Here is a 25,353-nt window from a genome sequence, read left to right on the forward strand (position 1 = left end):
GTGCCGGTGTTGGATTATTTGCCTTATGCGTTCTTCTGTTATTTGTCTTTGCTATTGACGCTGCTATTTGGCTTTACGGGAGTGACTATTAGTCGAATAAAAATCCATTAGGTGTTATCTGCTCACTATTGCTTCTGATGCTACTCTTATATTTAGGACAGCTGTTAATACTAGGGCGTGTCTTCAATTCACTCGAAAAATGAAGACACATCCTAGACTTTAGTACCGATTAAAATTTATAGTTGATACCCATGTAAAATGAGCGGCCCACGCCAGGTACGGCCGTGCCCCAGTTAGAGCCTGTGGTTAGCTCGTTATTGATACCCATGGTGCGGCCTTGACCCATGTATGCACCGCCTAGAGGTAATGCGTAGTTTTTATCCAATACGTTATCAATACCGGCCTCAACGCTAATCGCATCCCACTGATAACCAGAGCTCAGGTTTAACAAACCGTAGCCAGCTGTTTTAATCTCATTACGCGGTGTCGACACCTTGTTTTTAGCAGCGACGGCAACCACTTCGACTTGGTTCCTCCAGTTATTGTTTTCGTGATTGAGCGCAATACTAGCATTGAGCGGCATGATGTTGTATAGGTGGGAGCCTGTGTCTTTATTTTTGCCATTGGTATAGCTCAATGAGCCTGTAAGTCCCCAATCACCCCAAGCATTAGAGGTTAAATCGCGGTCAGCTGTGATATCGATACCGTATATTCTGGCATCTTGGTTGGTATAACGCATCACATTATATTGATTCGCCGTTTGGGTGGTTGCGGCGGTATTGATTGCTGAATCCCATTGTATGGCATCAACATAATCATCGATGTGTGAGTAATAAGGCGTTGCTTTAATACCCCAGCTGTCATCAGCGCCGCGCCAATCGAATGTTAGGGATAGCGTGTTAGATTTTTCTGGACTCAGATCAGGATCACCGAAATAGCCGTTACCATCACCTACGGTATTGTTCATAATCGATGCCATGCCCCATGTCGACCATGTATAGCGCTCGTATAGGCTAGGGGTGCGTTCTTTGTGTGCGGCTCCTATCTCTATTGATCGCTGGGTGTCGATGTCGTAGCGTGCGATAGCAGTCGCGTCAATGTTATTATCAGTCGTGCTACGGTCACTGGCATTAAAGATAGCACTATCGCGGTCTTGATAGGTCATCATCATTGAGTTGTAGCCGTTGACTTCATCCGCGCTGGTACGCACGCTTTCGTAACGAGCACCCAGCTGTGTGGTCCACTTTGGTGCTATCTGTTTTCCCCACTCGCCATAGACACCGATACGTTCGCGTTCGCCATTATTGATATTTTGGAACTCATTAGGCCCCATCATGCCAGTACCAGAGGCTGGCCATAAGTCATCGAGGGTGTATCTTGATACTCAGCGCCTACGGTCACAGTGCCTTGGTTAGTCAAATCGATAATGCCTTTGAGGTTAGCACCGATGGTTTCACTGTCGGTATACATAGGCATACCAGGAGCCGTACCGTACAAGAACTGTTTATCTTCACCAAAGTTCATATAGTGATCGACGTCTTCATGATACGCCTGTGCTTCTAATTGCCCCCAACTTAAGTCAGTTTTGTAGCGGAGGTTGATACGGTCGAGCTGGTTATCTAGCATGTCCATACGCTGGTTTGGATATAGCTCTTCTGGCACACGTTGCCAAAGGTAGGTACCTTGCAACAGATGATCACCATTTTGATAAGCCACATCGACAGACTGAGTCTGGCTTTCAAAGGCAGTCGAACCAACTTCATCTTTGGAGAGTTCTTTGCCGTCGCCACTCGCATCTGTGTAAGACTTAAAGTCACCACCACCGTCGTAATTGTCTGATTTGGCGTAGCTGCCTTTATAACTGAGGCTTAAAGTATCGTTAGCGATAGTGGTTTCAATGTTGGCACCGTAGCCATTACCATTACTTCGATAGAATGTGCCAACCTCGCCTGACGTCACAACGGTACTGTCTTCTGAAAACGTTGGCTCTGCTGATTCTACTACGATGGTGCCGCCAATACTGTTACCACCGACACTCACGGGCGTGACGCCTGCATAGACTGTGGTTTCTTCCACGGCGCTAGGCGATATGTAGGATAGCGGTGAGTTCATACTGTTTGGGCAAGAAGCGATGGAGTCAACACCGTCCACTAAAATGCGCAGACGATTATCAGCCAGTCCTCTAATGACGGGCAAGTTTGAGATGCCACCAGCACTCTGCACATTTATGCCTGGAATTTTGGTCAATATGGTTGCAGTATCACTGGTTGCTACCTGTTTATTACCGATATCATTTTTATTAAGCGTCGCAGATGTACCAAGGTTACTGGTATCTGATGCGGTTGCCATTACTGTAATAGTGGGCAGGTAGGCCATTGGAATATCGTCAGTATTAGAGTGATCCTCTCCATTGTGGGCATAGGCATTACTGATTTGAAACAAAGCCATTGCCAACACGCTAAGCTTTAGAGCAGGGGTCGTACTTTTTAATGGTTGTAACATATTCTTTTCCTGAAAACTTTAAAAAACACATGATAAGAGGATTGTATTTTTGGTGATCAGTCACGGTCAGGCAGCGCATTAATAATGACAATAGCCCGCTGTACGACGCTATATACGGTCGTCAGTTATGCTCTCAACGTTTTATCGTTGAGCGGGTTACCAACTGTTAAATCAGCTGTCAATATTATTGGTAGTGACTGATTAAGCAATCAGGATAAAGGGAGGGGCACGGGAGAATGGTCGTAAGAAGTCAGTTGCATAATAGACCTCTATCGTAGGTGGTATCATCGCTACAATAGTAGTTAGCTCAATGAGCTTGAATTCAGGTGATTTGATGATAAGAGGAGTGATAACTGCTGACATGGATGTACAGATGTCACAGCTATTATGTTGTTGCGCGTTGTGCTCAGAATGTGAGGCTGGCTCTGCATGTACAGATATTGCTGCTTCAGAATGATGCTGCGAGTGCATGCTATGATCATGAGAGGCTGATACGACAGGCGCAAGCTCAATACAAATGCCATGACCCAGACTGGCGTTGTCACTCCATAAAGGCGTCAATAATGGAGTAGTGTGCAGCAGCCATGCAAGACATGCCAGTAGCATGCCTGTCCACATCATTGCTGGTGATAATAGTGAATATCGCCGCGCATTATTGGGTTGTTTTAGCGTCATAGTATGTTCATTGAACTAGGGCATATTCTTAATTTAATCGATAGCCTTGTTTCTGATACAATTAAAAAAGAAAGATTAACAAAACTTATAATAAACGCTATTTTACGGTAATTACCTTACTCATTACAAGGAATAAAATATTGAAGGTGGTATTGATAAAATGGCAAAAAAATACCCCGATACGTCTTTTATGAGACGCATTGGGGTATCTTGTTTATCTATACTAGAAAGATGTTTTTACGCTTACTTTTCTGCGTTTTTGTTCAAAGTTTTTTTCAAAAAATGATCGAATACAAATGGTCCAAAGGGTAAAAATGAGCCAAGTACGCCTGCAGGCATGGCCCAGAGTGGCATTTTTATTCTACCGACAGTAATCAGTAGGACAAGGATATAAGCGATAAATAATATACCGTGTGCCATACCGATATATTTTACCGCTTCGGGCATGCCCATCATATATTTAAGTGGCATGGCAATACCCATTAACAATAAGAAAGAAGTACCTTCTAGATAGCCGACAACGGTTAATACCTTTAACGATGAATGCTGTTTTTTGCTAAGGCCAGTTGTTTCACTGCTAGTGGGGCAGGTGGTCTGAGCTTGTGACACGTTGTGTTCCTTTCGGTATTATTGAATGCACCATATGATACTGGCTTTGTTCCATGCTTTGAAGGATTGCTTTGTGTCAGTGACTATATAGTCCATTCTTAGGGTAGACCCCAGAACATGTTCTCACTTCCATCTCTTCAAAACTTGTATATTTCTCATCTGCTCAGCATCATTTATATAGACTCAGCTTTTACTGTCTTAGCTTTTATTATATTAGTCTCTATAATGGCTTCAGTCCTGACGCCAATAGACTTTAACGACCGCATCAGCGCGCTCTAATGTGAGTCTTTGTTTGAGTAACCGACGCAGTGATTTTGCAGCACCTGCTTCAAGCGCTCCCCAGACCTTATCAATTTTTAGCGGATGCGTGGCTAGGTAGTCGCCCACCGTATTGTCTATCAACGTGGCTAACTCTTTTCCTGAATTTACCTGACCTGTCACTAATGGCAGTACTGTAAATTTATTATCTGTATTGCTTTCTATGTCACTGCTCATGTTATCAGCGTTTATTTTAACGTCATTAAAATAAGCCTGATCTTTTTCATCTTGAGTAACACAGAGGATGAGTGGTGGTAGAGGATTGTCCCACAGCTCCAGTAAGCGTGCCACGGTTGGCATCGAAGTCTCATCTGCTACTAGCAGCGCTTGGCCTTCATGCAGATGCTCAACTTTCTCTGGAAACTCACGCTTACTGATCACGCTATCACCTGCTTGCAATGAGCTCGCCCAATTACCGCCAGAAGTATCTCCGTGTAGAAACACATCAACCCATGCTTGCATACCGTCCGAGGTTGACCATGCTTTTCTTAATGTGTAATAGCAATGGGAGCGCGAAGGGCGGTCATGCTCATCAGTGACGTTATGCTCTAAATCAAATAAATATGCATAACCTGCCTCATTGACGGGTACCGGATTAGAGGTATTGGTTTCTCGTGCTGTTAAGACCAGACGCAGCATGTTTTCGCTGACCTGATAGCTGTCTTGTACGATAAATTTTTGCTCAGTCAGCTTGATGGTTTTTTTGCCGAGTTTTTTATCTGCGCGTTGTTTGAGCAAAATATATTGCGTCTGTAGTTCGCTAAGCTGTGTGATAGGCGCGGTAAATGGTATAAAAAAATCATGATCTTGCGCGGCTAGATTTTGAGCGTCTGCGCGCGGATGCGCTGAATCGTTCGGCTGTACTCGTAACGCGATACCTTCAGCATAAATATCAGTCAACTGTATATCTGCGTTATCCATCTCATCGGTCGTCAGGGACGTAAACGCTTTCAAAAATCCGAGTAACTCGTCGAAATGCTCTTCATTGATATGAGCAATAGTATGGGCAAGTTCTGGGATATCTAGGGAAGTGTAGACGTTTGATTGAATATCAGGCTCATTTTTAGCAGAGGAAATAGAATAGGTCATATATGTACTCACGAACAATTGTGCATGAAAAGATTAAAAGAGTTGTATTTTATCTTAATGATAATTGTTTTTATTACGGTTTACGAGTAAAATCGGTTTTTATTGGCTTTCCAATATAAATACCACGACTTAAATTAATGACGAGTATCGCTATGTTACGTGCAAACCAACTGACTATCAGTCGTCAAGGAAACACCTTGCTAGACAATGTGAGCTGTGAGATTGATACCAATCAATTGGTTGCTTTGGTGGGACATAATGGCTCTGGCAAGTCAACTTTGATCAAAGCGTTGGCAGGCGAGATGATAAGTAATGGCGGTAGCGTCAGCTTAGATGATCGTCCTATGAGTAGCTACAGTAGCAAGGAGCTGGCACGACAAATGGCATATTTGCCGCAGCAACTGCCTGAGGCTGCTGGGTTTACGGTACGTGAGCTGGTCATGCTGGGGCGTTACCCGCACCAAAAATGGCTACAAAAACCCACTCAGATAGACAAAGATAAAGTCGCAGAAGCGATGCGTACCACACAAGTTGAGGCGTTCGCTGACCGTATTACAGCCACATTATCAGGCGGGGAGCGCGCGCGCGTTTGGCTGGCGATGTGTCTGGCGCAAGACACTCGATACCTGTTATTAGATGAGCCTTTGGCGGCACTTGATATGCATTATCAGCTTGAAGTGATTCAACTGATTCGTCGTTTGGTGGATGAGCAGGGCTTGAGTGTGATCATTATTGTCCATGATATCAATCTGGCCGCGCAGTATGCCGATCGAGTTATCGCACTGAAAAACGGCCAAGTGTGCCACAACGGTGATATCCAAAGCACCATGCAACCAGACATATTACACAATATCTTCAATGTCGATATGCAATTGCTCAGTCATCCTATCACTGGGCAACCTGTCGCCATCGCTTAATATTTGCCTCATCTTTTTTATTCGCCTGTTTCATCTTATTCGCTCAAAAGATAGGTCGCTATGTTCCCTGCTCTTTATCAAAATAACCATTCTAAAAATGTCTCCAGACACGCCGTAAAACCGTCAATCAGAAACTGCTCACCAGACTCTCCAAAGGTGCGACTAAAGCGGTTGTCTCTTGTCGTCAGCTTGGCATTGACCACTATGCTAACTGCGTGTCAGGAGCCAGTGACTGAGCAAAAAGACGTTCAGGCAACTGCTCAAACAGCTGCTCAGGTAGACGGCGCGCCGCATGTGAAAATTAATATTGCCTCGCCTGATTGGGGCAACGCAGCAACCTTGACGGCGATGGGCTATCCACCGATTGCCACGGGCGATGTGAGAGTATGGGACAGATGGGTAGGGACGCCGACATTACCGCCAGCGACGATTGATTTGGGTATTCGTTATCAGCCCAATGCCGAGTTGGTCGCCCAGCTGCCAGTTGACTTGGTTGTAGACAATTCATTTTATCAACATGCCCGAAATTTATATGGTGATGTCCCTGCTGAGTCTGTGATGTTCGCAGCCAAAGGGGATACCGCGACATGGGCCGATTATACTGAGCCAACTCGCAAATTAGGTAAGCTGATTAACGAGCCAAAATTGGCTGAAGATTATATTGTAAAAAGTAATGACGACATAGGCATTGCTAGTGAACGGCTACAACAGCGCTATCCAAATGTAAAAAAATTCGCTGTGGTCCAGTTTGCTGATGCCAATAATATGCGTATGTATGTGGCAAACAGTTTGTTTCAGCCTGCATTAGCGCACATGGGCAAAGAGCTTGATGTGTTAGGTAAGGGCAACCAATGGGGTTTTGTGCCGATACGTATGGGTGATTTGGCCACGTTAGATAATGATACTTGCCTGTTGATTATTAATCCTTTGAGTCCAATCACGCGTGCTGAGATTGATGACAGCTTGATTTGGCAGCGTCTAAGCTATGGTCATGATCGTTGTGTGGGCGAGTTACCGCCAGTATGGATCTATGGCGGTATGGCATCACTGGTCGGTTTGGCAAATAATTTATCAAATGTCACACTAAAAGGTGGTGCAGCCTCATGAGCATTCATACCGCCGAGCATCCTCACAACCTGCCTGCTGACAATACTACTAATAATGTTGATTCTATGTCCTCACTTTCATCGCCTTCGTTGTCTAAGCCGTTAAAGAACACGAAAAATCTAACAAATCCATTACCCCCATCTCCAGAGTCACCTCGGCCAGATGCTTCTACCTCTAGTGGTTTATGGCGACTATGGAGCATGTTCATTGTGCTTCTGGCCTTGTCACTATGGAGTGGTTGGACGTTAATCGCTCAAGAGTGGACACGCCCGATTGGTGATCTGTTGATACCAAGCTCACAGCTGGATATTGCCAGTATGGCGACACAGCTGCACTTGGTCGCAACCAGTATCGTTGCAATATTGGCAGGTGGACTGCTTGGGGTCGTCAGTATTTTACTCCAGCAATTGGTCAAAAACCCATTGGCATCAGACACCACTTTGGGTGTCGGTGTGGGTGCGCAACTGGCCATGCTAATCGTGACCTTGTTTTTGCCAAGCTTGGCAATTTATGGTGGCATTTATGTCGCGTTTGTCGGTGCGATTATCAGTATGGGCTTGGTATTTGCCTTGTCAGCGCCCAGTCGCTTTAACCCGTTGATTTTAATACTTGCCGGTTTAGTGGTGAATATTTTGCTCGCTGCTGTAGCCAATGTATTGGTGTTATTTTTCGCGGAGCGCAGCAATGGTATGTTGTCATGGGCTGCAGGATTTTTAGCACAGAATAGCTGGCATACCAGTACGACGCTATCGATAACCGCAGTTGTGATGCTGGTCGTATGTTTGCCCTTGTTAAAACCACTGACGCTGATGAGCTTAGACGACTTGCAAGCCAAGCGTTTGGGTGTGCCTATTAATAGTATTCGCGCACTGGTGGTGTTGCTCGTCGCGATCGTAACTGCATTGGTCGTGAGTGAAGTTGGGCTGATTGGCTTTATCGGTCTGGGTGCTGCTAGTTTGGTCAATGCGCTGGGTATTTCTTCTATTAGCAAGCGTTTAGTCGTCGCCTTCGTATTGGGTGCGCTATTACTATGGCTGACCAGTAATGTTGCGCTATTGCTAGAGCCGATACTCGATATGCAAATTCCAGCAGGTGCAATGACGGGTATTCTCGGTGCTCCGTTGATTATCTGGCTGATTTTGCGTCAGCGCCGTGAGCAGATAGAGACGGTAACCCCAATGATTACCGGTAAGGATAAGCCGGTCGTATTATGGCGTTGGGGTATTGGCGTGGTTGCACTCATCGCGTTGGCATGTCTGTTCGTCCAAGATATCAATGGCTGGGTATTCAGTACCGACTGGGCCATTACTCAGCAATATCGACTGCCTCGCAGTTTGAGCGCGGCGGCAACGGGTCTAATGCTTGCCATCGCTGGTGTGCTATTACAAACGCTCACGCGCAACCCAATGGCAAGCCCAGAAGTATTGGGGGTCAGCTCCGGCGCTGCGCTTGGCGTTATTTTAGGGTTTTTACTGCTGCCTAGTTTAGGGCTGTCCGCAGGTGCGGGTACGTTGCTCATCTCAGGATTGTCTGGTGCCATGGCGGTGTTGCTATTGGTTATTTGGCTGTCACGTCGAGTAAGCTCGGGCTATCTATTATTGGTCGGTATTGGGATCGCTGCCATGATGGATGGGGTGATGCATATGGTGAAGATATCTGGCGACCCGCGTTTAGAAGCGATGCTTAGCTGGCTATCAGGAACGACCTATAGCGCCCAGCCTAGTACGGTTTGGTATCTTATTACGATTGCCTTTATTCTGTTTGCACTCAGTTTGCTAGTAGTAAAACCTTTGCGTATCCTCGGTTTGGGTACAGGCGTGGCTCGTAATTTGGGCGTCGCCGTCAAGCCCGTGACCCTTGCATTGTTGGTACTGGTGGCGGCATTGAGTACGGCCAGTACGCTTGCTGTTGGGCCATTGAGCTTTATTGGTTTGATGGTGCCACATTTGGCAACATCGCTTGGTGCGATAAAGATTGAGCGTCAATTGCCATTGGCCGCCTTACTCGGTGCAGGTGTGATGGTGATAGCAGATTGGATTGGGCGTTATGTTATCTTTCCTTATGAGCTGCCTGCGGGTACTGTGGCGGCCATTATTGGTGGCGCATATTTCTTATGGCTGATTCGTAAAGTGCCTGTTTCTGCGAGTTGATGGTTCTCGTATTGGTAAATCTGTTCAGTGCTAAAGATATAATAAGTAACCTTTGAGCTTGTATGTTGATATGTGAATAGTATTAAGCCCCATTTTTCATAAACCAGACGAATGGGGCTTTTTTGTGGGTTTAATACGCCATGCTTTGCTGTATGTCATCTGTCGCGCTCAACGCTACCGCGACGAAAGCGGCAACCGTCGCACTGTTATTGCTCTGCTTATATTGGATATGCACGGGTATGTGTGTGCTAACGTTGTTTAACATCATAAAGTGACAGCCCTCGCTATACAGCTTGCGCACGCAATAAGGCGCAATCGCCACGCCTAAGCCTGCAGCTACCTCGGTCACCAATGTCTGCATGTGCTTGGGTTGACTGATGATATTGGGCGAAAAGCCAGCTTGTTTACACAGCATGATGGTTTCATCAAATAGACCAACCGCTTCATCACGGTTAAAAATAATAAACTTATCATCTTTTAGCTGCGCCAAGTCAAAGGTTTGTTGATCGGCTAATTCATGGCTTTGGTTCACAATCGCCACCAATTTGTCGATATAAATACTGTGGCTGATAAAGTCGTTAGCAATAGCGCTCGGTAGCGGCCTAGAAAAACCAATATCGATGCGGTCATTATTAAACGCTTCTATCTGTTCGGTCACCGTCATCTCAAATAATGACACGTGCACGTGCGGAAATTTTTCTTTATAACTGCGTACCAATGTGGCCATAAAGGTCAGACATGCTGAGCTTAAATGCGCAATATTGAGCGTACCTACCTGTCCGTCATGTGCCCGTTTAACTTGTGTTTTTGCTTGCTCTGCTAAGCTCAAAATAACAGCGGCGTCTTTCAGTAGTTGCTCGCCAGCGGGTGTGATAGTCACCTCACGAGAAGTACGGTTAAACAGAACAACACCCAATTCTGTCTCTAAAGATGAGATATGGCGACTGATGGCAGGTTGCACGGTATACAGCTCACGCGCCGCTTCCGAAAAGCTCTGGTGCTTGGCCACTGCCATAAAGCTTTTGAGTGTTTTTATATCCATATCATCAATCCCTTTTATTAATATCTTTCATCAAAATCTTGCTCAATCTTAACTTTTTATCTATACAGTATTTGTATGGATTCAATCATATACTATCATTTTTGTTATGGTTTGATAGGCTCTATACTTGCGGCATGATTTATTAAGCCGAGATAACAATGGATAAGCCAGTACCAGCACTAAAACAATCGTCAAGCCAGTCGTTAAGCAGATTTATTCTACTGTTAATGACCGCCGCGATTGCCGCAACCGCCGCCAACCTTTATTACAATCAGCCAATTTTACCGCTCATTGGCCATGAATTTGATTTGACCGACTCACAACTGGGTAGTATTCCGGCATTGACGCAGTTTGGTTATGCCTTTGCTTTACTGTTCCTCTCACCGTTGGGCGATTCGATTGCGCGTAGACGCCTGATTGGTATTCTGTCGTGCTTATTAGTAGCGGCTTGTGTTTTTGCAGCGATATCACCCAGCTTACCCGTACTGCTGCTATCGGTGTTTTTGATTGGTGTCAGCGCCAATATTACCCAGCAGCTCATTCCGTTTGCTGCATCCATGGTGTCTCCTGAAAACAAAGGTGCAACCCTCGGTACTCTGATGATGGGGTTAACCATTGGTATATTGCTATCTAGAACCTTAAGTGGGTTTGTAGGGGAGCAGTTCGGTTGGCGCAGTGTGTTTGTGATGTCTGCAGCACTTGCCGCTATCTTTGGGGTATTACTGCGCGTATTTTTGCCAACCAACACCCCACAAACCACACTGCGTTACTTTCCGCTTATCAAAAGTAGCTTGGCACTGTTTATAAAACACAAATCCCTGCAAAAATTCACCTTGGCAGGCGCATTTTGGTTTGCCTCATTCAACGTACTGTGGGCAACACTGGCGATTTATGTCAGCGATGCGCCTTTTAATTACAATGCACAGCAAGCAGGACTATTTGGTGTGATTGCGCTGGCAGGCGTGATAGGGGCTAAATCCTCTGGCAAATGGGTCAATAAATTGGGTTCTAAAACCTTAGTAATGATTGCGTTGGCATTAGCTGCCATAGGCTTTGCTATTACAGGGTTGTTTGCAGGTAATTTGGTGTCGCTGATTGTCGGTATTATTTTAATCGACTTTGCTGTGTTCAGTGCGCAAGTGGCCAATCAGGTTCGCGTCTTTAGTATCGATCCCGCCGCTCAGAGCCGCATCAACGGTATTTATATGCTGGGTTACTACACAGGCGGGGCATTGGGGTCTATGGCGGGTGTCAAAGCCTTTGCCTTATACCAATGGCCAGGAGTAGTGGTGGTCAGCATCGTCTTTATCATCATCAGCGCAATATTTAATTCATTCGCCAAAAAATAAGTGATATCAGTACAGTTATCTCAATACAGTTATATTCGTACATGGATATCGAAAGGACTAGGGACACATATGAATCAATTAAAAACGGCAGGTAGTTTTACCTTACTGTGTATTGCCAGTTTGACCATTATGGTCGGCACGTTACTGGCACCCGGTTTGGTCAGTATTTCGGCAGGCTTGGGCATTACCGACAACAGCGTGCTATTAATCACCTTACCGTCATTGGGTGCGGTGGTATTTGCGCCACTGGCTGGCAAGTTAATCGATAAATATGGCGCGTACAAACTCTTGATAATAGGTTTGTTTTTATACGGACTTGCAGGTGCCAGTGCTTACCTTTTACATGGGCCAGCGCAGGTGTTTAGCAATCGGTTTTTATTGGGCGGTATAACAGCGGTCGTCATGGCGAGCTGTACGGTATTAATCTCTACATGGTATCAAGGTGAAGCTCGCTTAAAGATGATTGCTAAACAAGGCATGGCAGTAGAGCTGGGCGGGGTCATATTCTTATTTTTAGGTGGGTTACTGGCCTCACAGTTCTGGGCATTACCGCTATCGATTTATTTAATGGCGTGGGTATTTTTGGCCATGCTATTACTGTTTGTACCACGGCATCATGCAACTGCTGTAAATCATGAGCAGATTGCCGAGGACGATAGCAAAACCATCATTAGTGGTCTATCTCTAAAAAATGTTTATCTTATCTCAACCTTAGCGATGACCATATTTTTCACCTCAACCGTGTTATTGCCCATCACTATGAATGAGTTGAGCTATAACGAATCACAAATCGGTCAACTATTGGCCTTTATCTCTTTGGTTGCTGTCGTTACCGCAGGCTTTATGCCCAAAATAATCAAATGGTTAAATGAACCCAAAGTATTGGCATTGGCATTTTTAGCATTTGCGTTATCGTATATTTGCTTTACGCAAACCAGCACCTTGCTATTAGTATTAGGCGCGCTATTGATCGGCATTGGCTTTGGTTTTAGTATTCCGCTGTTGAACCATATGACTGTCGAGCTAAGTGCTGCTAAAGTACGTGGCCGTAACTTATCTTACTTTACGATGGCGGTGTTTTCGGGTCAGTTCTTCACATCATTTATGGAGTACATGCCGGGCGGCGCACATAACGTGTTTATTATGTGCAGCGTGTTCAGCGTCATCATCAGCGTGGTTTTATTTGTGAAAGGTCGTAAAGCTGCTTGATAGAGCGCTTGTATTTTTCATAAGGGAACATGAAGGGAAGCAGCTTAGAGTCATCAACAGACACTGAGCCAAACACTGATGCTGTTGCTCTTGCTATTTATATTACAATCACAATCACAGCATCAGTTAGCTTGTGGGTCGTGTTAAGCCAGTTGCTTTTTAAGCGTTCGTAAGCGACTTTTAAATTCTGAGCGGTCAACATAACAGCCTTTGAGACGACGCTCACCGACGTTTTCATCAAAGGCATTACGCCCATGCAGGACTCGGCGGTTATCAAAAACCACCATTTGACCCGCTGCTAGTTTTAACTCAATCTTATAGCGACTGTCTTTTAATCGAGCCATTAGCTCTCGATAAGCAAGGTAGTAGTCGTACATAACGTCACTTGGTAAATCAAAAATATCTGCAAGATGCGCATTGTATTTGATTTCCACAATATTACCAAAGTTGTCTAGATTGATGACGGGGTGGTGCTCACGGATATCATGGGCGCTGTCATGAAAACGAAAGGGGATGGCATATTCGGCAAGCAAGCGAAAATATTCAGGCTGCTCTTCTCGTAACCCTTCTAACACCTTTAACCCATCTACGAAAGTAGATTCGCCGCCTATACTTTCATTGCTCAAAAAATGCAAAAATTGATAGCCTGGAGGCAATTCCTGATTTGGCAAGTCGGTATGCAAAGGTAATGAGAGCGAGGTATAAGCCAAATTGATTGGTGACTTTTCTGATATAACATCAAAGGTCATGCCAAAATTGGTCTGCCGTAAATAATCGACTCGCATGGCGGTCTGTACGCCAGCATCAGAGTCATCTGGCATATTATCAATGATAGTAAGCCCATATTTATCCAGTGCACTCATCCACTCATATAAAGCGCTGTCACTGGTCATGATGCTCTGCTGGTCATACATGGGGATGTGGTCAATAAACGTGCCATCCCAACTTTCATAAGGACTGCTATGGTCCTTGGCCAACGCACTAGAATACCCAAACTCACGTAACCAGCTTTGTTCAAAGTGGCTAATATGCTCTTGTTCTGACCATTCAATCGTCAGCGTTGTCTCATCAAAGGAGACGGATAGTGGATGGATATCTTTTGAGATACTCAGTAAATCAAAGCTACGCTCGCCAGTTTGCGGATGAAAAGCAGATGGGCAGTTATCACGCAGCCAGATGTAGTGGTACGTGCTGTCGATACCATCATTCCAACGTATTTGAATGGCGCGGTCAATGAGCGCAATTGAGTCTATATGGTAATCAATTGCTGCGATGTCTAGAGATGGTGTTGCTTGAGGCGTTTCCATTGGAGCAGACCCTACATATACATGAAGTAAAAATATATTTTACGGTATATTGCTAAGATCGGTTATTCAAACAATGAATTACGAATCACCTAATAGGTAATATCAATTATGGTGTTAAGTCTTTTGCTTAATTTTTATTGTTGAGAAACAAGAGTCATGATACTAAAGGTGATCAGCTTATATCCTGCGAGCTATTAGCGACGCAGCGAGCTGATGTATTATAATCATAATTGGTCTTACCTTCATTCTCTTGCTTTTCAAACTCATCAACAGGCGCTGTTGGCAAGCGTTTGATTCGCATGATAGTAATTGACCCGTTGGCTCGTACATTTTGTGCATCTCCCCAATCAGCATTGACAGAGCGTACGACTTTTTTAGTGCCTGTCTTAGGGCCTTTTGGGTTATGCTCAGGACTGTTAGCATAATAATCCTCGCTATACCAGTCAGTCATCCACTCAAGGTTTTGATTGGTCATGTCATACAGTCCTAATGTATTGGGCGGGTACAGACCGACAGTAGGTATAGCTAAACTGGTGCGATACTTACTTGAGAGTTCACTCATTTCGTCAAATGTAGCTATATTACGCCCACCGTTTATCCATCCGTTATCAGTTGGGAATAGCACATATTTACCACGATTACGCGCGGCATACTCCCACTGAGCTTCAGTCGGTAGACTCATAGGTACATCTAGCTGCTGACCAAGCCACTGACAGTAGTTTTGAGCAGTTTGCCAATTAATACCAGCTGCTGCATTAGGTTGACGTATTGCTTCCATGTAGACCTGAGTACCGACTTTCTCTTGTCCTGTTGCCATACTATAGATATCAAAATCACCATAAGTCGCTTTGTAAGCATTCATACTAAAGCCATCAAGCGTTACTTTATGAAGAGGCTTATTATTTTTACTGGTGCTAATAGGACCACCACCATTGATAGTGACTTTATGCCCAAAGTCACCCATCTCATAACTACCACCTTCGATGAAGCGCATATTAGCCTTTTGCTTAACTATAAAATCGTCTAACTGCTGTTGTTCATCTGCCGTTAGATTGCTACGAGTTTGCGGTACGCCATTACTGTCCGTTGAGGTAGTAGGCGTGTTAGCACAGGCAGAGAGGGTACATAAAGGCAAGATAAATAAAGATACGAGCAGGGGCTTTAAAGTCATAGAAGTAGGCAGTTATATGTTATAAAAAAATAAGGCGAAATATCTAATCTTAAATCATTTTCGTTTGGTCAAAATATATTTAAAATTGGATAATAGTCGAAATATGCTCAATATATTGCGACAAATTACTGTATATAACAAGCCCTATCTAAAACGAGAGATTAAACCGACTGTATATTTTATAAAGACTGGCTGTTTATAATATTGGTTTATAGCCTTGCTTTGGTATATAAATAAAAATAGAATATAGTCGATTAAATATAGCATGTATGTGAATGATGATTCCCAATAGCCAGCCTAAAGATATCCAAATAAAAAAAGCCATATATAAATCCTTACCTGCATTGGTCAAGCATAGTCGCCACTGACGGCGGACTTGTCTCATTTGCGCTGGTTGGTTTAGGTCAAATCGACTACGGTAGCAATAAATATGAATGTACCTTCGATGATGGAAAGGCTCTCTAAATGTCAAAAATTTTAAAACCGTTATTCATATGTTTTTCGATAATGTTGGTCTCTTGTTCAGTTAATTCTCCTGCTAACGATCCAAATGATAGTACTCTAGAGAATACTGACCGCACACTAGGGCAGGATAAGGCAACTATCGTTAAAAATCAGAAAGTGTCTTTTGACAGCATAATCAAATGTAATGGGAATAATTTATTCACTTTCAATGAAGGTCATTTTTATTATCCTGACTACGGTTGTATATATAGTGATAGCAACAGGTTTGGAGATATTCAGGTCTTTTTGTTTCCTAAAAATAATCTCTTTATTCCAAATAAGATGTCTGAATTTGACTCAGTTGTAGATGATGTTAATGCGTTAACGCTGAACGAAATAAAAAATAACTTTGAGATCTTTGTTAGGGTTATTGATAAAAGTGACTTAGTTTTCACTAAGGATCTCGACTCTCCCTACTATATAAAAGACAATCCAAAAAAATTGGTTTATTACTTTGATGGTACGTGGAAGCTTATTAATACAAAAGAGGATATAGACCAAGATCCTTTTAAGTTTTATGTAAATTTTGCTAAATCAAATAACAAAGGTTCAAACAAAATTAATTCTGAAGAAGTCTACAAGGCTAAGGATATAGAAGATGCTACTAAAGCAGCAACTGAAATATATCCTAAGCAGCCAATGTATGGCACGATTGAAGCGTTCACCTTTAATGGGCTGCTATCTTTGCAGGAAATCAAAAAAGACTTACCAAAAGATCAGTTTGAAATATTTACTTTCGATGTCAATGCGGATGACATAGACGACTTAGTGGTTAGTCGTATTAATGACGATAATGATTTTTTTCAGGGCAATGAACTCTATGTACTTACTCGAGACAAAAGTGGTAAATACACACTGAGCTTGAGTACGCAAAGCTATACCACTGAGACAGGTTGGTCTTTATCCAACATATTACCGCGTCGAGACTACTCGGGATTTATTATAAGTACTCAATATTCTACAGGGAGATCTGAATATACTTTTTACTATACCGTTGAAAACGGTAAGTGGTATATAGCAAACGCATCAACTGAGGGTTCTATAGCAACTGGTGAAGAGTATTATTGTATTGACCACAATAAGTCTAGTATAGATGATTTTATTACCCTGATTGGTTCATATCCAACAGAAGCTGATGAGCTTGTCAGAAACTGTCCTTTGCCTCCGACCAAGTACACGGTCAAAACAGATCAAGCAGAAATTCTCAATGAAAAATTCAAGTCTAGATCCAAACCGAATTATTACATCAAAGGTGATTTAATTGAAGCTGTTGATCAAAATGAGGACTGGGTGAAAGTTGCTTATAAAGAGGGTACTAAGTTCGGTTGGATAGATAAGCGTGATTTGAGTCCGATTTCTGATTGATGAAGAGGCTCAAAAAGCTTTTGATGGTAAAAACTGGCAAATAAATATCAGATGGATAGTGGCGATCGCGGTTAACGCCAGTCTCGTTGCTTGGATAGCACTTAATAATGTTTAGTAAAAATAAGCTAATTGATAATAAAGTTTAATTGAGTTCCGATATGATATTACCCATACCTCAACAGCTTCCTATAGGTAAAATAATTGGCCGTCCTTACAAAGGTAAGATTACTGACTTCAACGAGCAAGAATACAGTGTATATAGGCTAAGTGGGCTTATACATGAAATTAACCCAGATTATTTATTATTCCACCCGTCAATAAACTCTATCCAAAATGTATCCTTGTTGGCATCTTATGGATCATTATGGCTGTTTGGCCAAATGCTTTTTATTTTTACTACTATAGCATTACATCCATCACCTAACTATATAATCGAATGGATAGATATAATACTTTTTTTTAGTATTATTTCAATTTTTGGGTTTGCACCTATTCTAACTTTAAAACAGCTTAGAACTAAAAAGTCTCGCTACTACAAAATTCTGCTACTAAAAAGTACTCAAGAAATTGCCTATTATGAACATAATAAAAAGCAAGAACCTATCTTTCATTTGATTGATTATCAAAATATCATTGCCTCTGTCAGAGGTAATGAAGGTACTAAATTTGAGTCTCTCAACTTGCATATTGTTGATAAAACAACAGACGAATTGATTCATTCGATTAAATTTGATGATCATAGACTCAACCCCTACGACCAATGGGCGTTTATCCGTACCTATATGGAACGTCCAGCAGATGAGCTACCTTTAAATATCGAATATGCTCAAGAATGCCCAACAGACATGAGTCGCTCATTACTGGCCTGCGCTGACATTGTGCAGGTATCAAAAGACGTCTATTACTCTAATGCCAATCATGACATAAATCTAATGGGGTGGTCACGAGCCTGTATCGTCAGCTACTTAGATCTAGCCGAAGGTAACATCTATCAATCCAGTGCCAATCCTGCATTGCACCCTGAAGTGCAGCGTCGGCTTAAGTGGGATAGAAAAAACAACCCATACAATGTGTTGCCTGTCACCGCAGCGCGCCAAGCTGCTTTTGATAATAAAAATACAAAGGTCAAACTAAAATGGTACTCAGGCATAGCAGTGAATGCGACATGGTTTATCGGTTCGATACTATATGTGATGCTGGTGATTGCTTAGATAAAACAACAATAAACAAGCCATCCAAACGCATGACGATGCTTTAAAGAGGATGACGGAGTAAAACGATGATCGACATGATAGGCCGCGGAAAAAACGGAACCTACGATACCTTAGGTAAAGCCTATAAAGTAGATAACTTGCAACATGAGCTGCGCCCATATCAGAAGCTTGATTATCCACTACGTCCGCAGCGTACTGTCGTACAGTTTAATAGCACCTATATGGAGCTGGTAGACATGTGGGACTCTATCCGTGGCGAGATTGTTTGGAGTCAATTATTTCTTTCTTTAGTAGCCACTGTTGGTTTAGGTGTTGTTAGTTATATTATGCTCTCTGAGTTTAATAAAAGTGGACTTGGCTTCTCCACCTTATTTTATATTGTAGCAGATCTTATATGGTTTGGATTTATTTACGTCTTATTAAGACGTCTTAGCAGAGAGCTATTTACCTACACCTATTTCCCCATTCGTTTTAATCGTAAAGAGGGCAAAGTCTACGTCATAGGTGCCAATAAAAAAGTAGAAACCTATGACTGGGGTAGTCTAAAGATACAAATGCAGACCGATGTCAATGCACCATGGGATATCCGCTGCAGCGATGTGGATGACAAGGGTATTATCCAACGCACTTTTAGTCTGCCTTTTCGATACGATAGAGTATATAAGGTCTTATATGGCCATTTTGAGTTTGTTAATCGCTATATGTCTGCCAAAGATGATAGCGAGCTCGCTGAGGTAGCCAGTAGTATCCGTCATATCTTTCCCGTCCATCAACGTAAAGAAACCTTTAAAGAAAGTGTACAGCGTTCTTTATTTGAATATCATCAAGATTTCTATGATATGGAATATCCAGAAGACACTTTAAAGTTAGACTGGACGTTTATGATTAATATTCCTTTTTGGTTTTTAAAGCTATTGGGACGTCGTTTAGCCGTATTAACGTCTACCACGCCGCATTTCCCTTTTGAGATAGAAGTTCAGTGTGATGTAGATCCCAACGATAAATTTGACTTAAATAAAAACCCACCGATACCAGCGCTCATAAAGCCTGCTACCTTATTAGAAAAAGTATTCTATGTCGTGATGATGGTGGTTGCAACGCTTGCTTCTTTATCGATACTCGCTATTATTATTGATATAATCGGTGCTGCGCGACCACATGGTGATTATCCCAGCTTCTTTAAAATACTGTGGGATTTGCTGTTATTTCGGTGGATTTAGACTGGATTTTTAGTTGCAACGCCTAAAGTATAAAATTCTGATGATATGGGCAAAAACATCTTCTAGCATGTCTCTGTAAAGCAGAAAACAGCGCAGCCATAGAAATTTAGGACAATGAATAATGAGCGGATATGTTGTAGACATGGAAGGTCGGTTTCGACTGACCAAGAAGCCACCATTTTTGACCCCTGGTTATCAGGCAGTTGGGCAAAAGCTTGATGATGTAAAAGGCATCCGTAAAAGAGTACCGTTAGAAAAAGATACAACCTACGATGTGCCATTGCACCCTCAACAAACGGTTGTACAGTTTAATTCAACTTATCTAGAAACCACGGGGCGCAATGAAAGAAGACGTGGCGATGCGGTAGGATGGGGGCTGGCTTTAGGGTTTGTTGGACTGTCTGTTAGCAACGGTATTATCTTTGCGATAATGAGATTTATAACAGATTTTAATATTGTGTATTTAAGTGTTTGTCTTATTCTTGCTTTTTCTATGATTCTTCTATTCTTTGTTCCATTAATAAATGTACTCTCAACCGAGTTATTTACCACATGGCATTCTCCTATCCGATTTAACCGTAAAACCCGTAAGGTCTATGTCCGTCAATATAACCGTAAAGTAGAGGTATATAACTGGGACGAATTGACCTTTTTTATTGCCTATATTAGTGAAGACAGAGACATCAGAGCGGTTGCCTTGGATAAAGATGGCGAAACCGTGACAGGTATGTTTGCGCTCGCTTTTAAAAATGATGTCTTTGATAAAAGCTTAATCAGCTATTTTGAGTTTATTCGTCGTTATATGGAAGGCGATGATCAGCAACTAAAAGAAGTCAAAGAAGCCATACGTTATATCTATCCCATTCATAAAAAACGTGAAACACCGCTCATGTCATTTAAGCGTTTGATACTCAATGAAGTGCATCATGACCATGAAAATATGGAGTATCCTGAACGCACGTTTGAATTTCAACCAGTGACATTGGTTATCCTGCCGTTATTAGCACTGCGCTATGCAGGACGAGTGATTTCTATGCTCACCAGCTATCGTCACCGTTTTAGCTCAGATATTCAAGCGGAATGTCAGATTGATCCCAATGACCCTTATGATTTAAACAAGGATTTACCAGCAGGCAACCTTGAGCAGCGCAATCAGCCTATGTGGAAGACGGTGGTTTATAGTGTCGGTATTGCTATTGCGACTATTGTCATGATGTTTGTGGGCGCTTTTATCATAGATCTGATGGGCGCGGCGAGACCACATGGTGACTATCCAAGTATGGTCGGCAAACTCTGGTATGTGGTTAGTTTGGGATGGTTATCTTGATAAGTCTGATCTATGCTGTCACGTCTGCAGACATTAATTGGAGAGGTTTTAGCCATTTTAAGGCCACTAAATATATTAATGTGCTAATTGAGGACACGCTATAACTAAGGAAAAATAAATGAGCAATACAAACAACGTCTGGCTGGCGGGCTTTAAGCTAACGTCTATTAATTTTTACGATATCTATCCTGCTAATAGTAAAAAATATGACTTTCCTAAGTATTGGAAAGTATTTGAAAGTAGGGAAAAAACAGCTGACCCTAAGTTATTAGAAATAAAAAATACGTACAAAGAAGATAGGTTAGAGCTATCAGGAGCAGGTAGATACTTCTTTAAGACTGAGCATTTACCAGACAGTTTGTGGGTAGAGGGTAGTGACACCAAGCTACCGCCATCCTCTGAATATATCTTTAAAGTGAGAAGTGGTGGCGTTGTGCTTACCCAAGCCTGTGCTCAGTTGCTACAGCATTTTCGCTTAGGGGAAAGTACGCTCACGCCAGTGCAACTCTATAGCCTTGAGACCCAGCAACTGTGTAGTGACAAGACCTTTTATTTTCTTAATCTGTGTGAAAGACGAGAATACATTCAATACCCGCACCCTCAGGTGAACGAGTCATTTTCCTCTTATGCTAGTTCTAGCTTTGATGGCAAGCAAAGATACGCAACCAGTATACCTATCAAAGACAAACAACTATTAGTTAGTAAATCAGCACTAAACTGCGAGCTAGATCTATGGCACGACCCCTTGTTGATGAGTTATGTATTTGTGTCCGATGCACTGCATGATGCCCTAGTACAAGCGGATATGGATACTCAATGGAACATGGTGTCTTGTCAGTTGGTCTAGATAAGATTACCTGCCAAGCCCGTTTGAATGCGACCAGTTATCTTAGCTGACATGCTTATCTCTAGTACTACTAAAAATAAGCTGTTTATTTTGAAGTATATTCAAGCATAATGAAAAAATTGAGGCTCCGCTCACGGAACCTCAATATTTAGGGGTAATCTATATCAGTATCTTGTTTATGCGACAGCCATTCTAACCAGTATTGCGTAAGCCTGCTGCTAGCGCATTGATACTACGGATTAATGGGTCTTCAACTTGCAGGTTCTCGCTATCATTTGAGTCCTCTGCTTGTCTAGAACGCTTTAACAGCTCAATCTGTATATAGTTGATCGGGTCTAGATAAGCGTCACGCCATTGCAGGGATGAAGCAAGGTTTTGCTGATTGGATAATAAAGAGTCTTGTTCAAGCAGAGAGTTTAAGCCTGAATTGGTCAGCGTGTATTCATCGGTGACAGCTGTCATGATTTTTTCGCGTAACGGCTCATCATCACACAGTTGGCTATAAGCCTCGGCAATATTCATCTCTGACTTGGTAAAAGCCATTTCGATATTGCTGATAAACACGCTAAAAAATGGCCAGTGCTTATTCATCTCTTTCATTAATGCTTCGTCAGCTTTGACACTATGCAGCGCACTACCGACGCCATACCAAGCAGGTAGGGTAAAGCGTGCCAATGACCAGCCAAACACCCAAGGAATCGCTCGCAAGGTAGTTTTACTTGGTAGGCCTTTTTTGCGATGGGCAGGACGTGAGCCAATGTTTAACAGAGAGATTTCTTGAACAGGCGTCACTTGCGAGTAGAATTTATAAAACCCTTCGGTATGATCGGTCAGCTCGCGATAGCGTTGTTCACCTGCGTCTGCTAAGCGTGCAAACAGCGCTTCATACTCTGGTAACTCAGTAGGTTGCACCACAAACCTTGAAGAGCAGGCTTTGAGTGTGCCCGTGATACCCATGGTCAGCTCAAATACAGCGGTATCCGTATTGGCATACTTAGCATATAGCACTTCGCCTTGTTCAGTCACTTTAATCTGACCATGTAGCGTGCCAGCGGGCTGTGCAGCGATGGCATTATGCGTTGACCCACCACCACGGCTCACAGATCCGCCGCGACCATGGAACAGTCGTGTTTTGATGCCATATTGCTCAGCGATATGGTTGATGGTTTGCTGTGCACTATAAAGCTGCCATGCTGAAGTGATAATGCCGCCATCTTTCGATGAGTCTGAGTAACCCAACATGATCTCTTGCGTGTTATCGGTATTCTGTAGCAGTCCACGATACAGTGGGTTGTCTAACACGGCAGGCAAGATTTTATCGATGTTTTTAAGATCTTCGATGGTCTCAAACAACGGTGCGACAGGTAGGTCAGCAGACAATTGACCGTCAGCATCAATCGTACATAAGCCTGCAAATCGCATTAACAGCAACACTTCTAGTAGCTGACTGGCATTATTAGTCATTGAAATCACGTAACTGCCAAAGGTGTCTTGACCAACCAATTTGCGTAGGGTAGCGACTGAATTCATCAGCGCTAACTGCTCGCGTGTTTTGTCTGCTAGGTTGTCAGTATAAATGAGCGGTGTGCCCGGTTTTTCTAGCAAGCGTGTCAGCCACTCTCGACGCTCTACTTCACTGAGCGCTTGATAGTCTGGTAGGTTAGAGGCACTGGCAAAAATATCGGCAATGACTTCGCTATGATAAGACGACTCCTGACGGATATCGAGCGCCGCCAAATGAAAGCCGCAGGTTTTGACCAGACGAACGACATCGAGCAATAACCCATCTGCATGTGCTGTGTCATGAGTATTCACGCTATGACGGATAATGCGTAGGTCTTCTAATAACTCTTCTGGATTGCGGTAAGCGTCTTTTTCGGCCTCGATATCCGTGCCTTTGCTTTGAATGCGGCGATTGGTGGCTTTGACTTTAGCAAGAATGATAGAGAGCAGTCGACGATAAGGCTCGTTGCTGTAATCATCGAGATTGTAGTCAAATACTCGCTGATCGAGTTCGTCATAACTTTTGATTTTGGCATACACCTCAGGCTCGACCGTCACGATCGTATCACTGTGAATGAGCTGGCGGCGCAGTTTTTTGATCAACACTTGATAGTGACGCAACACCGTGTCTGCATGCATTAGGACGGCACGTTCTGTGGTTTCAAAAGTCACAAAAGGATTGCCATCTCTGTCGCCACCGATCCAAGAGCCAAAGCTAATAAATGCAGGTAGTGGATAGTCTGTCAGCTCTGGGTAGATATCAATGATGGCTTTTTTAATATTGCGATACACTTTAGGAATGGCATTAAACAAACTGGCATTAAAGTAGTGCAGTCCATTATTGATTTCATCATAAACCAATGGCTTACGTGTACGCACTTCATCAGATGACCATAATAAGTCAATCGTTTGTGCGGTTTGGTCTTTTGCCTGCTCGTAAGCGACACTGTTTTTATCCAGATTGTTTAGCGCATCGCTGTGTGTGAATAGGCTTTGCAACATGTTCATCGTTGTGCGGCGACGAGCTTCTGTAGGATGGGCGGTGAATACAGGTATAAACTTTAGCTGATCAATCAGCTCTTGCATTTGGGCAGGTTCGATATTGCGCTCACGGCACTCAAGTAGCGTACGACGGAACGAGCCTTCCCAGCTATGTTCTGACTGCATGCGTTGGGCGTGGCGTTGCTCACGTAGGTAGTTTTCTTCACTTAGATTGGCAAGGAAAAAATAGATAGAAAAGCTACGGATGACATTTTTTAAGGTTTGATTGTCTAAAGAGGCAATGAAGTCGATGAGCTGCTGCTTGTTTTCCTCGTTAGGCTCACGGCGTTGTTGAATAAAACCTTTGCGTAGAGTTTCAATCGTGTGAATTGTTTTTTCGCCAGTTTGGCGAGAAATCGCATCGCCTAAAAATGATCCTAATAAGCTGATGCGCTCACGTAATACGTTATTATCTATAGTCATCATTAACCTTCTCATTAAATGGGTTGGCAATATATGAAAATCATGATTTTAATATATTGTTATTGACGGGTATTCATTGGCTGCTTTTATTATTTTGACTGTCCAAGCAATTTACCACACTAACCATAGCAAAACTAATGTGCCACTGGTATAAATTTTTCTCGCGGAATGCATTTAGAACTTATCAAAATTATCAAACAACTTACATTCACTCTACGACAGTACTTCAAAATGAATTCACTGTCGTTTAATAAAGTTGCTTTAAGATATGAAGTTGCGATCAAGGGTATTGCTATAGTCGGTTCAATATAATTTCGATACAAGGAAACCGAGTGCAAGTTATACATTAGTATGCTTAGCGAGGATGACGATGTAGCGGATTTATATGGACTTGACTATATTGAATTAGCTGGCTAGTAGCCAATAATCTAGGGCGTATCATCCTTTAGATTGTGGGTCTTTAT

General features: G+C 42.9%; 19 protein-coding genes. 10 read left to right on the forward strand and 9 right to left on the reverse strand.

What is annotated here, in order from left to right; translation table 11 throughout:
- Nucleotides 1-229: 229 nt before the first annotated feature.
- The 5 genes from I6E84_RS06520 to I6E84_RS06540 all read right to left on the reverse strand — a co-directional run bounded on the left by I6E84_RS06520 (nt 230) and on the right by I6E84_RS06540 (nt 5,193).
- Entirely contained in the window at nt 230-1,336 is a 1,107-nt protein-coding gene (locus tag I6E84_RS06520) for a TonB-dependent receptor domain-containing protein (protein WP_197216958.1), read from the reverse strand.
- Nucleotides 1,333-2,502 carry a TonB-dependent receptor plug domain-containing protein gene (locus tag I6E84_RS06525; protein ID WP_197216961.1) on the reverse strand — a complete coding sequence of 390 codons (1,170 nt, stop codon included), beginning with the start codon at nt 2,500-2,502 and terminating at the stop codon, nt 1,333-1,335. The genes I6E84_RS06520 and I6E84_RS06525 overlap by 4 nt, the downstream gene beginning before the upstream one ends.
- A gap of 201 nt (nt 2,503-2,703) precedes the next feature.
- Nucleotides 2,704-3,177 carry a DUF2946 family protein gene (locus tag I6E84_RS06530; protein WP_197216963.1) on the reverse strand — a complete coding sequence of 158 codons (474 nt, stop codon included), beginning with the start codon at nt 3,175-3,177 and terminating at the stop codon, nt 2,704-2,706.
- 243 nt (nt 3,178-3,420) lie between these two features.
- On the reverse strand, nt 3,421-3,786 hold the full coding sequence (locus I6E84_RS06535) for a DUF3817 domain-containing protein (RefSeq protein ID WP_197216965.1): 366 nt from the start codon (nt 3,784-3,786) through the stop codon (nt 3,421-3,423).
- 231 nt (nt 3,787-4,017) lie between these two features.
- A complete protein-coding gene (locus I6E84_RS06540) occupies nt 4,018-5,193 on the reverse strand; it encodes a siderophore-interacting protein (protein ID WP_197216966.1) in 1,176 nt (391 codons plus the stop codon).
- Nucleotides 5,194-5,345: 152 nt separating this feature from the next.
- Between I6E84_RS06540 and I6E84_RS06545 the strand changes: the two genes are divergently transcribed.
- From I6E84_RS06545 to fhuB, 3 genes are read left to right on the forward strand one after another with little or no spacing between them, the layout of a single operon-like run.
- The gene (locus I6E84_RS06545) at nt 5,346-6,110 is read left to right on the forward strand and encodes an ABC transporter ATP-binding protein (RefSeq protein WP_197216968.1); all 765 of its coding nucleotides are present in this window, start codon (nt 5,346-5,348) and stop codon (nt 6,108-6,110) included.
- 60 nt (nt 6,111-6,170) lie between these two features.
- Nucleotides 6,171-7,217: an ABC transporter substrate-binding protein gene (locus tag I6E84_RS06550; protein WP_227681334.1), complete on the forward strand. Its 1,047-nt coding sequence runs from the start codon at nt 6,171-6,173 to the stop codon at nt 7,215-7,217.
- Entirely contained in the window at nt 7,214-9,367 is a 2,154-nt protein-coding gene (gene fhuB / locus I6E84_RS06555; protein ID WP_227681335.1) for a Fe(3+)-hydroxamate ABC transporter permease FhuB, read from the forward strand. The genes I6E84_RS06550 and fhuB overlap by 4 nt, the downstream gene beginning before the upstream one ends.
- A gap of 130 nt (nt 9,368-9,497) precedes the next feature.
- Here the strand turns inward: fhuB and I6E84_RS06560 are convergent, their stop codons facing one another.
- Nucleotides 9,498-10,409 (reverse strand): LysR family transcriptional regulator, encoded by a 912-nt coding sequence (locus tag I6E84_RS06560; RefSeq protein WP_197216970.1) that lies wholly within the window; start codon nt 10,407-10,409, stop codon nt 9,498-9,500.
- Between the two features lie 158 nt (nt 10,410-10,567).
- Here I6E84_RS06560 and I6E84_RS06565 point away from each other — a divergent pair, with 158 nt between their 5' ends.
- Nucleotides 10,568-11,758 carry an MFS transporter gene (locus I6E84_RS06565; RefSeq protein WP_197216972.1) on the forward strand — a complete coding sequence of 397 codons (1,191 nt, stop codon included), beginning with the start codon at nt 10,568-10,570 and terminating at the stop codon, nt 11,756-11,758.
- Between the two features lie 69 nt (nt 11,759-11,827).
- Complete coding sequence (locus tag I6E84_RS06570) at nt 11,828-12,967, forward strand: MFS transporter (RefSeq protein WP_197216974.1); 1,140 nt, start codon at nt 11,828-11,830, stop codon at nt 12,965-12,967.
- Between the two features lie 143 nt (nt 12,968-13,110).
- Here I6E84_RS06570 and I6E84_RS06575 read toward each other — a convergent pair whose 3' ends face one another.
- A complete protein-coding gene (locus I6E84_RS06575; protein ID WP_197216976.1) occupies nt 13,111-14,274 on the reverse strand; it encodes a TauD/TfdA family dioxygenase in 1,164 nt (387 codons plus the stop codon).
- A gap of 172 nt (nt 14,275-14,446) precedes the next feature.
- Nucleotides 14,447-15,445: a formylglycine-generating enzyme family protein gene (locus I6E84_RS06580; protein WP_197100395.1), complete on the reverse strand. Its 999-nt coding sequence runs from the start codon at nt 15,443-15,445 to the stop codon at nt 14,447-14,449.
- Between the two features lie 465 nt (nt 15,446-15,910).
- On the opposite strand from I6E84_RS06580, the gene I6E84_RS06585 reads away from it, so the two are divergent.
- The 5 genes from I6E84_RS06585 to I6E84_RS06605 all read left to right on the forward strand — a co-directional run bounded on the left by I6E84_RS06585 (nt 15,911) and on the right by I6E84_RS06605 (nt 21,922).
- Entirely contained in the window at nt 15,911-17,314 is a 1,404-nt protein-coding gene (locus I6E84_RS06585) for a hypothetical protein (RefSeq protein WP_197216978.1), read from the forward strand.
- A 158-nt stretch (nt 17,315-17,472) separates the two neighbouring features.
- The gene (locus I6E84_RS06590; protein WP_197216980.1) at nt 17,473-18,525 is read left to right on the forward strand and encodes a hypothetical protein; all 1,053 of its coding nucleotides are present in this window, start codon (nt 17,473-17,475) and stop codon (nt 18,523-18,525) included.
- 68 nt (nt 18,526-18,593) lie between these two features.
- Nucleotides 18,594-19,748, forward strand: coding sequence for a DUF6708 domain-containing protein (locus I6E84_RS06595; RefSeq protein ID WP_197216982.1), 1,155 nt, complete (start codon nt 18,594-18,596; stop codon nt 19,746-19,748).
- A gap of 121 nt (nt 19,749-19,869) precedes the next feature.
- Nucleotides 19,870-21,075 (forward strand): DUF6708 domain-containing protein, encoded by a 1,206-nt coding sequence (locus I6E84_RS06600; protein ID WP_197216984.1) that lies wholly within the window; start codon nt 19,870-19,872, stop codon nt 21,073-21,075.
- Nucleotides 21,076-21,193: 118 nt separating this feature from the next.
- The gene (locus I6E84_RS06605; protein ID WP_197216985.1) at nt 21,194-21,922 is read left to right on the forward strand and encodes a hypothetical protein; all 729 of its coding nucleotides are present in this window, start codon (nt 21,194-21,196) and stop codon (nt 21,920-21,922) included.
- Between the two features lie 192 nt (nt 21,923-22,114).
- Here I6E84_RS06605 and ppc read toward each other — a convergent pair whose 3' ends face one another.
- Nucleotides 22,115-24,889, reverse strand: coding sequence for a phosphoenolpyruvate carboxylase (gene ppc, locus I6E84_RS06610; RefSeq protein WP_197217315.1), 2,775 nt, complete (start codon nt 24,887-24,889; stop codon nt 22,115-22,117).
- Between the last annotated feature and the right edge of the window lie 464 nt (nt 24,890-25,353).

The sequence above is a fragment of the Psychrobacter sp. SCQQ22 genome (assembly GCF_015864605.1).
GTDB classification, from domain to species: Bacteria; Pseudomonadota; Gammaproteobacteria; order Pseudomonadales; family Moraxellaceae; genus Psychrobacter; species Psychrobacter fozii.

Coding starts and splice junctions, on each gene's coding strand:
- I6E84_RS06520 (WP_197216958.1), bottom strand. CDS start 1,336: ATGATGGGGCCTAATGAGTTCCAAAATATCAATAATGGCGAACGCGAA.
- I6E84_RS06525 (WP_197216961.1), bottom strand. CDS start 2,502: ATGTTACAACCATTAAAAAGTACGACCCCTGCTCTAAAGCTTAGCGTG.
- I6E84_RS06530 (WP_197216963.1), bottom strand. CDS start 3,177: ATGACGCTAAAACAACCCAATAATGCGCGGCGATATTCACTATTATCA.
- I6E84_RS06540 (WP_197216966.1), bottom strand. CDS start 5,193: ATGACCTATTCTATTTCCTCTGCTAAAAATGAGCCTGATATTCAATCA.
- I6E84_RS06545 (WP_197216968.1), top strand. CDS start 5,346: ATGTTACGTGCAAACCAACTGACTATCAGTCGTCAAGGAAACACCTTG.
- I6E84_RS06550 (WP_227681334.1), top strand. CDS start 6,171: ATGTTCCCTGCTCTTTATCAAAATAACCATTCTAAAAATGTCTCCAGA.
- fhuB (WP_227681335.1), top strand. CDS start 7,214: ATGAGCATTCATACCGCCGAGCATCCTCACAACCTGCCTGCTGACAAT.
- I6E84_RS06560 (WP_197216970.1), bottom strand. CDS start 10,409: ATGGATATAAAAACACTCAAAAGCTTTATGGCAGTGGCCAAGCACCAG.
- I6E84_RS06565 (WP_197216972.1), top strand. CDS start 10,568: ATGGATAAGCCAGTACCAGCACTAAAACAATCGTCAAGCCAGTCGTTA.
- I6E84_RS06570 (WP_197216974.1), top strand. CDS start 11,828: ATGAATCAATTAAAAACGGCAGGTAGTTTTACCTTACTGTGTATTGCC.
- I6E84_RS06575 (WP_197216976.1), bottom strand. CDS start 14,274: ATGGAAACGCCTCAAGCAACACCATCTCTAGACATCGCAGCAATTGAT.
- I6E84_RS06580 (WP_197100395.1), bottom strand. CDS start 15,445: ATGACTTTAAAGCCCCTGCTCGTATCTTTATTTATCTTGCCTTTATGT.
- I6E84_RS06585 (WP_197216978.1), top strand. CDS start 15,911: ATGTCAAAAATTTTAAAACCGTTATTCATATGTTTTTCGATAATGTTG.
- I6E84_RS06590 (WP_197216980.1), top strand. CDS start 17,473: ATGATATTACCCATACCTCAACAGCTTCCTATAGGTAAAATAATTGGC.
- I6E84_RS06595 (WP_197216982.1), top strand. CDS start 18,594: ATGATCGACATGATAGGCCGCGGAAAAAACGGAACCTACGATACCTTA.
- I6E84_RS06600 (WP_197216984.1), top strand. CDS start 19,870: ATGAGCGGATATGTTGTAGACATGGAAGGTCGGTTTCGACTGACCAAG.
- I6E84_RS06605 (WP_197216985.1), top strand. CDS start 21,194: ATGAGCAATACAAACAACGTCTGGCTGGCGGGCTTTAAGCTAACGTCT.
- ppc (WP_197217315.1), bottom strand. CDS start 24,889: ATGACTATAGATAATAACGTATTACGTGAGCGCATCAGCTTATTAGGA.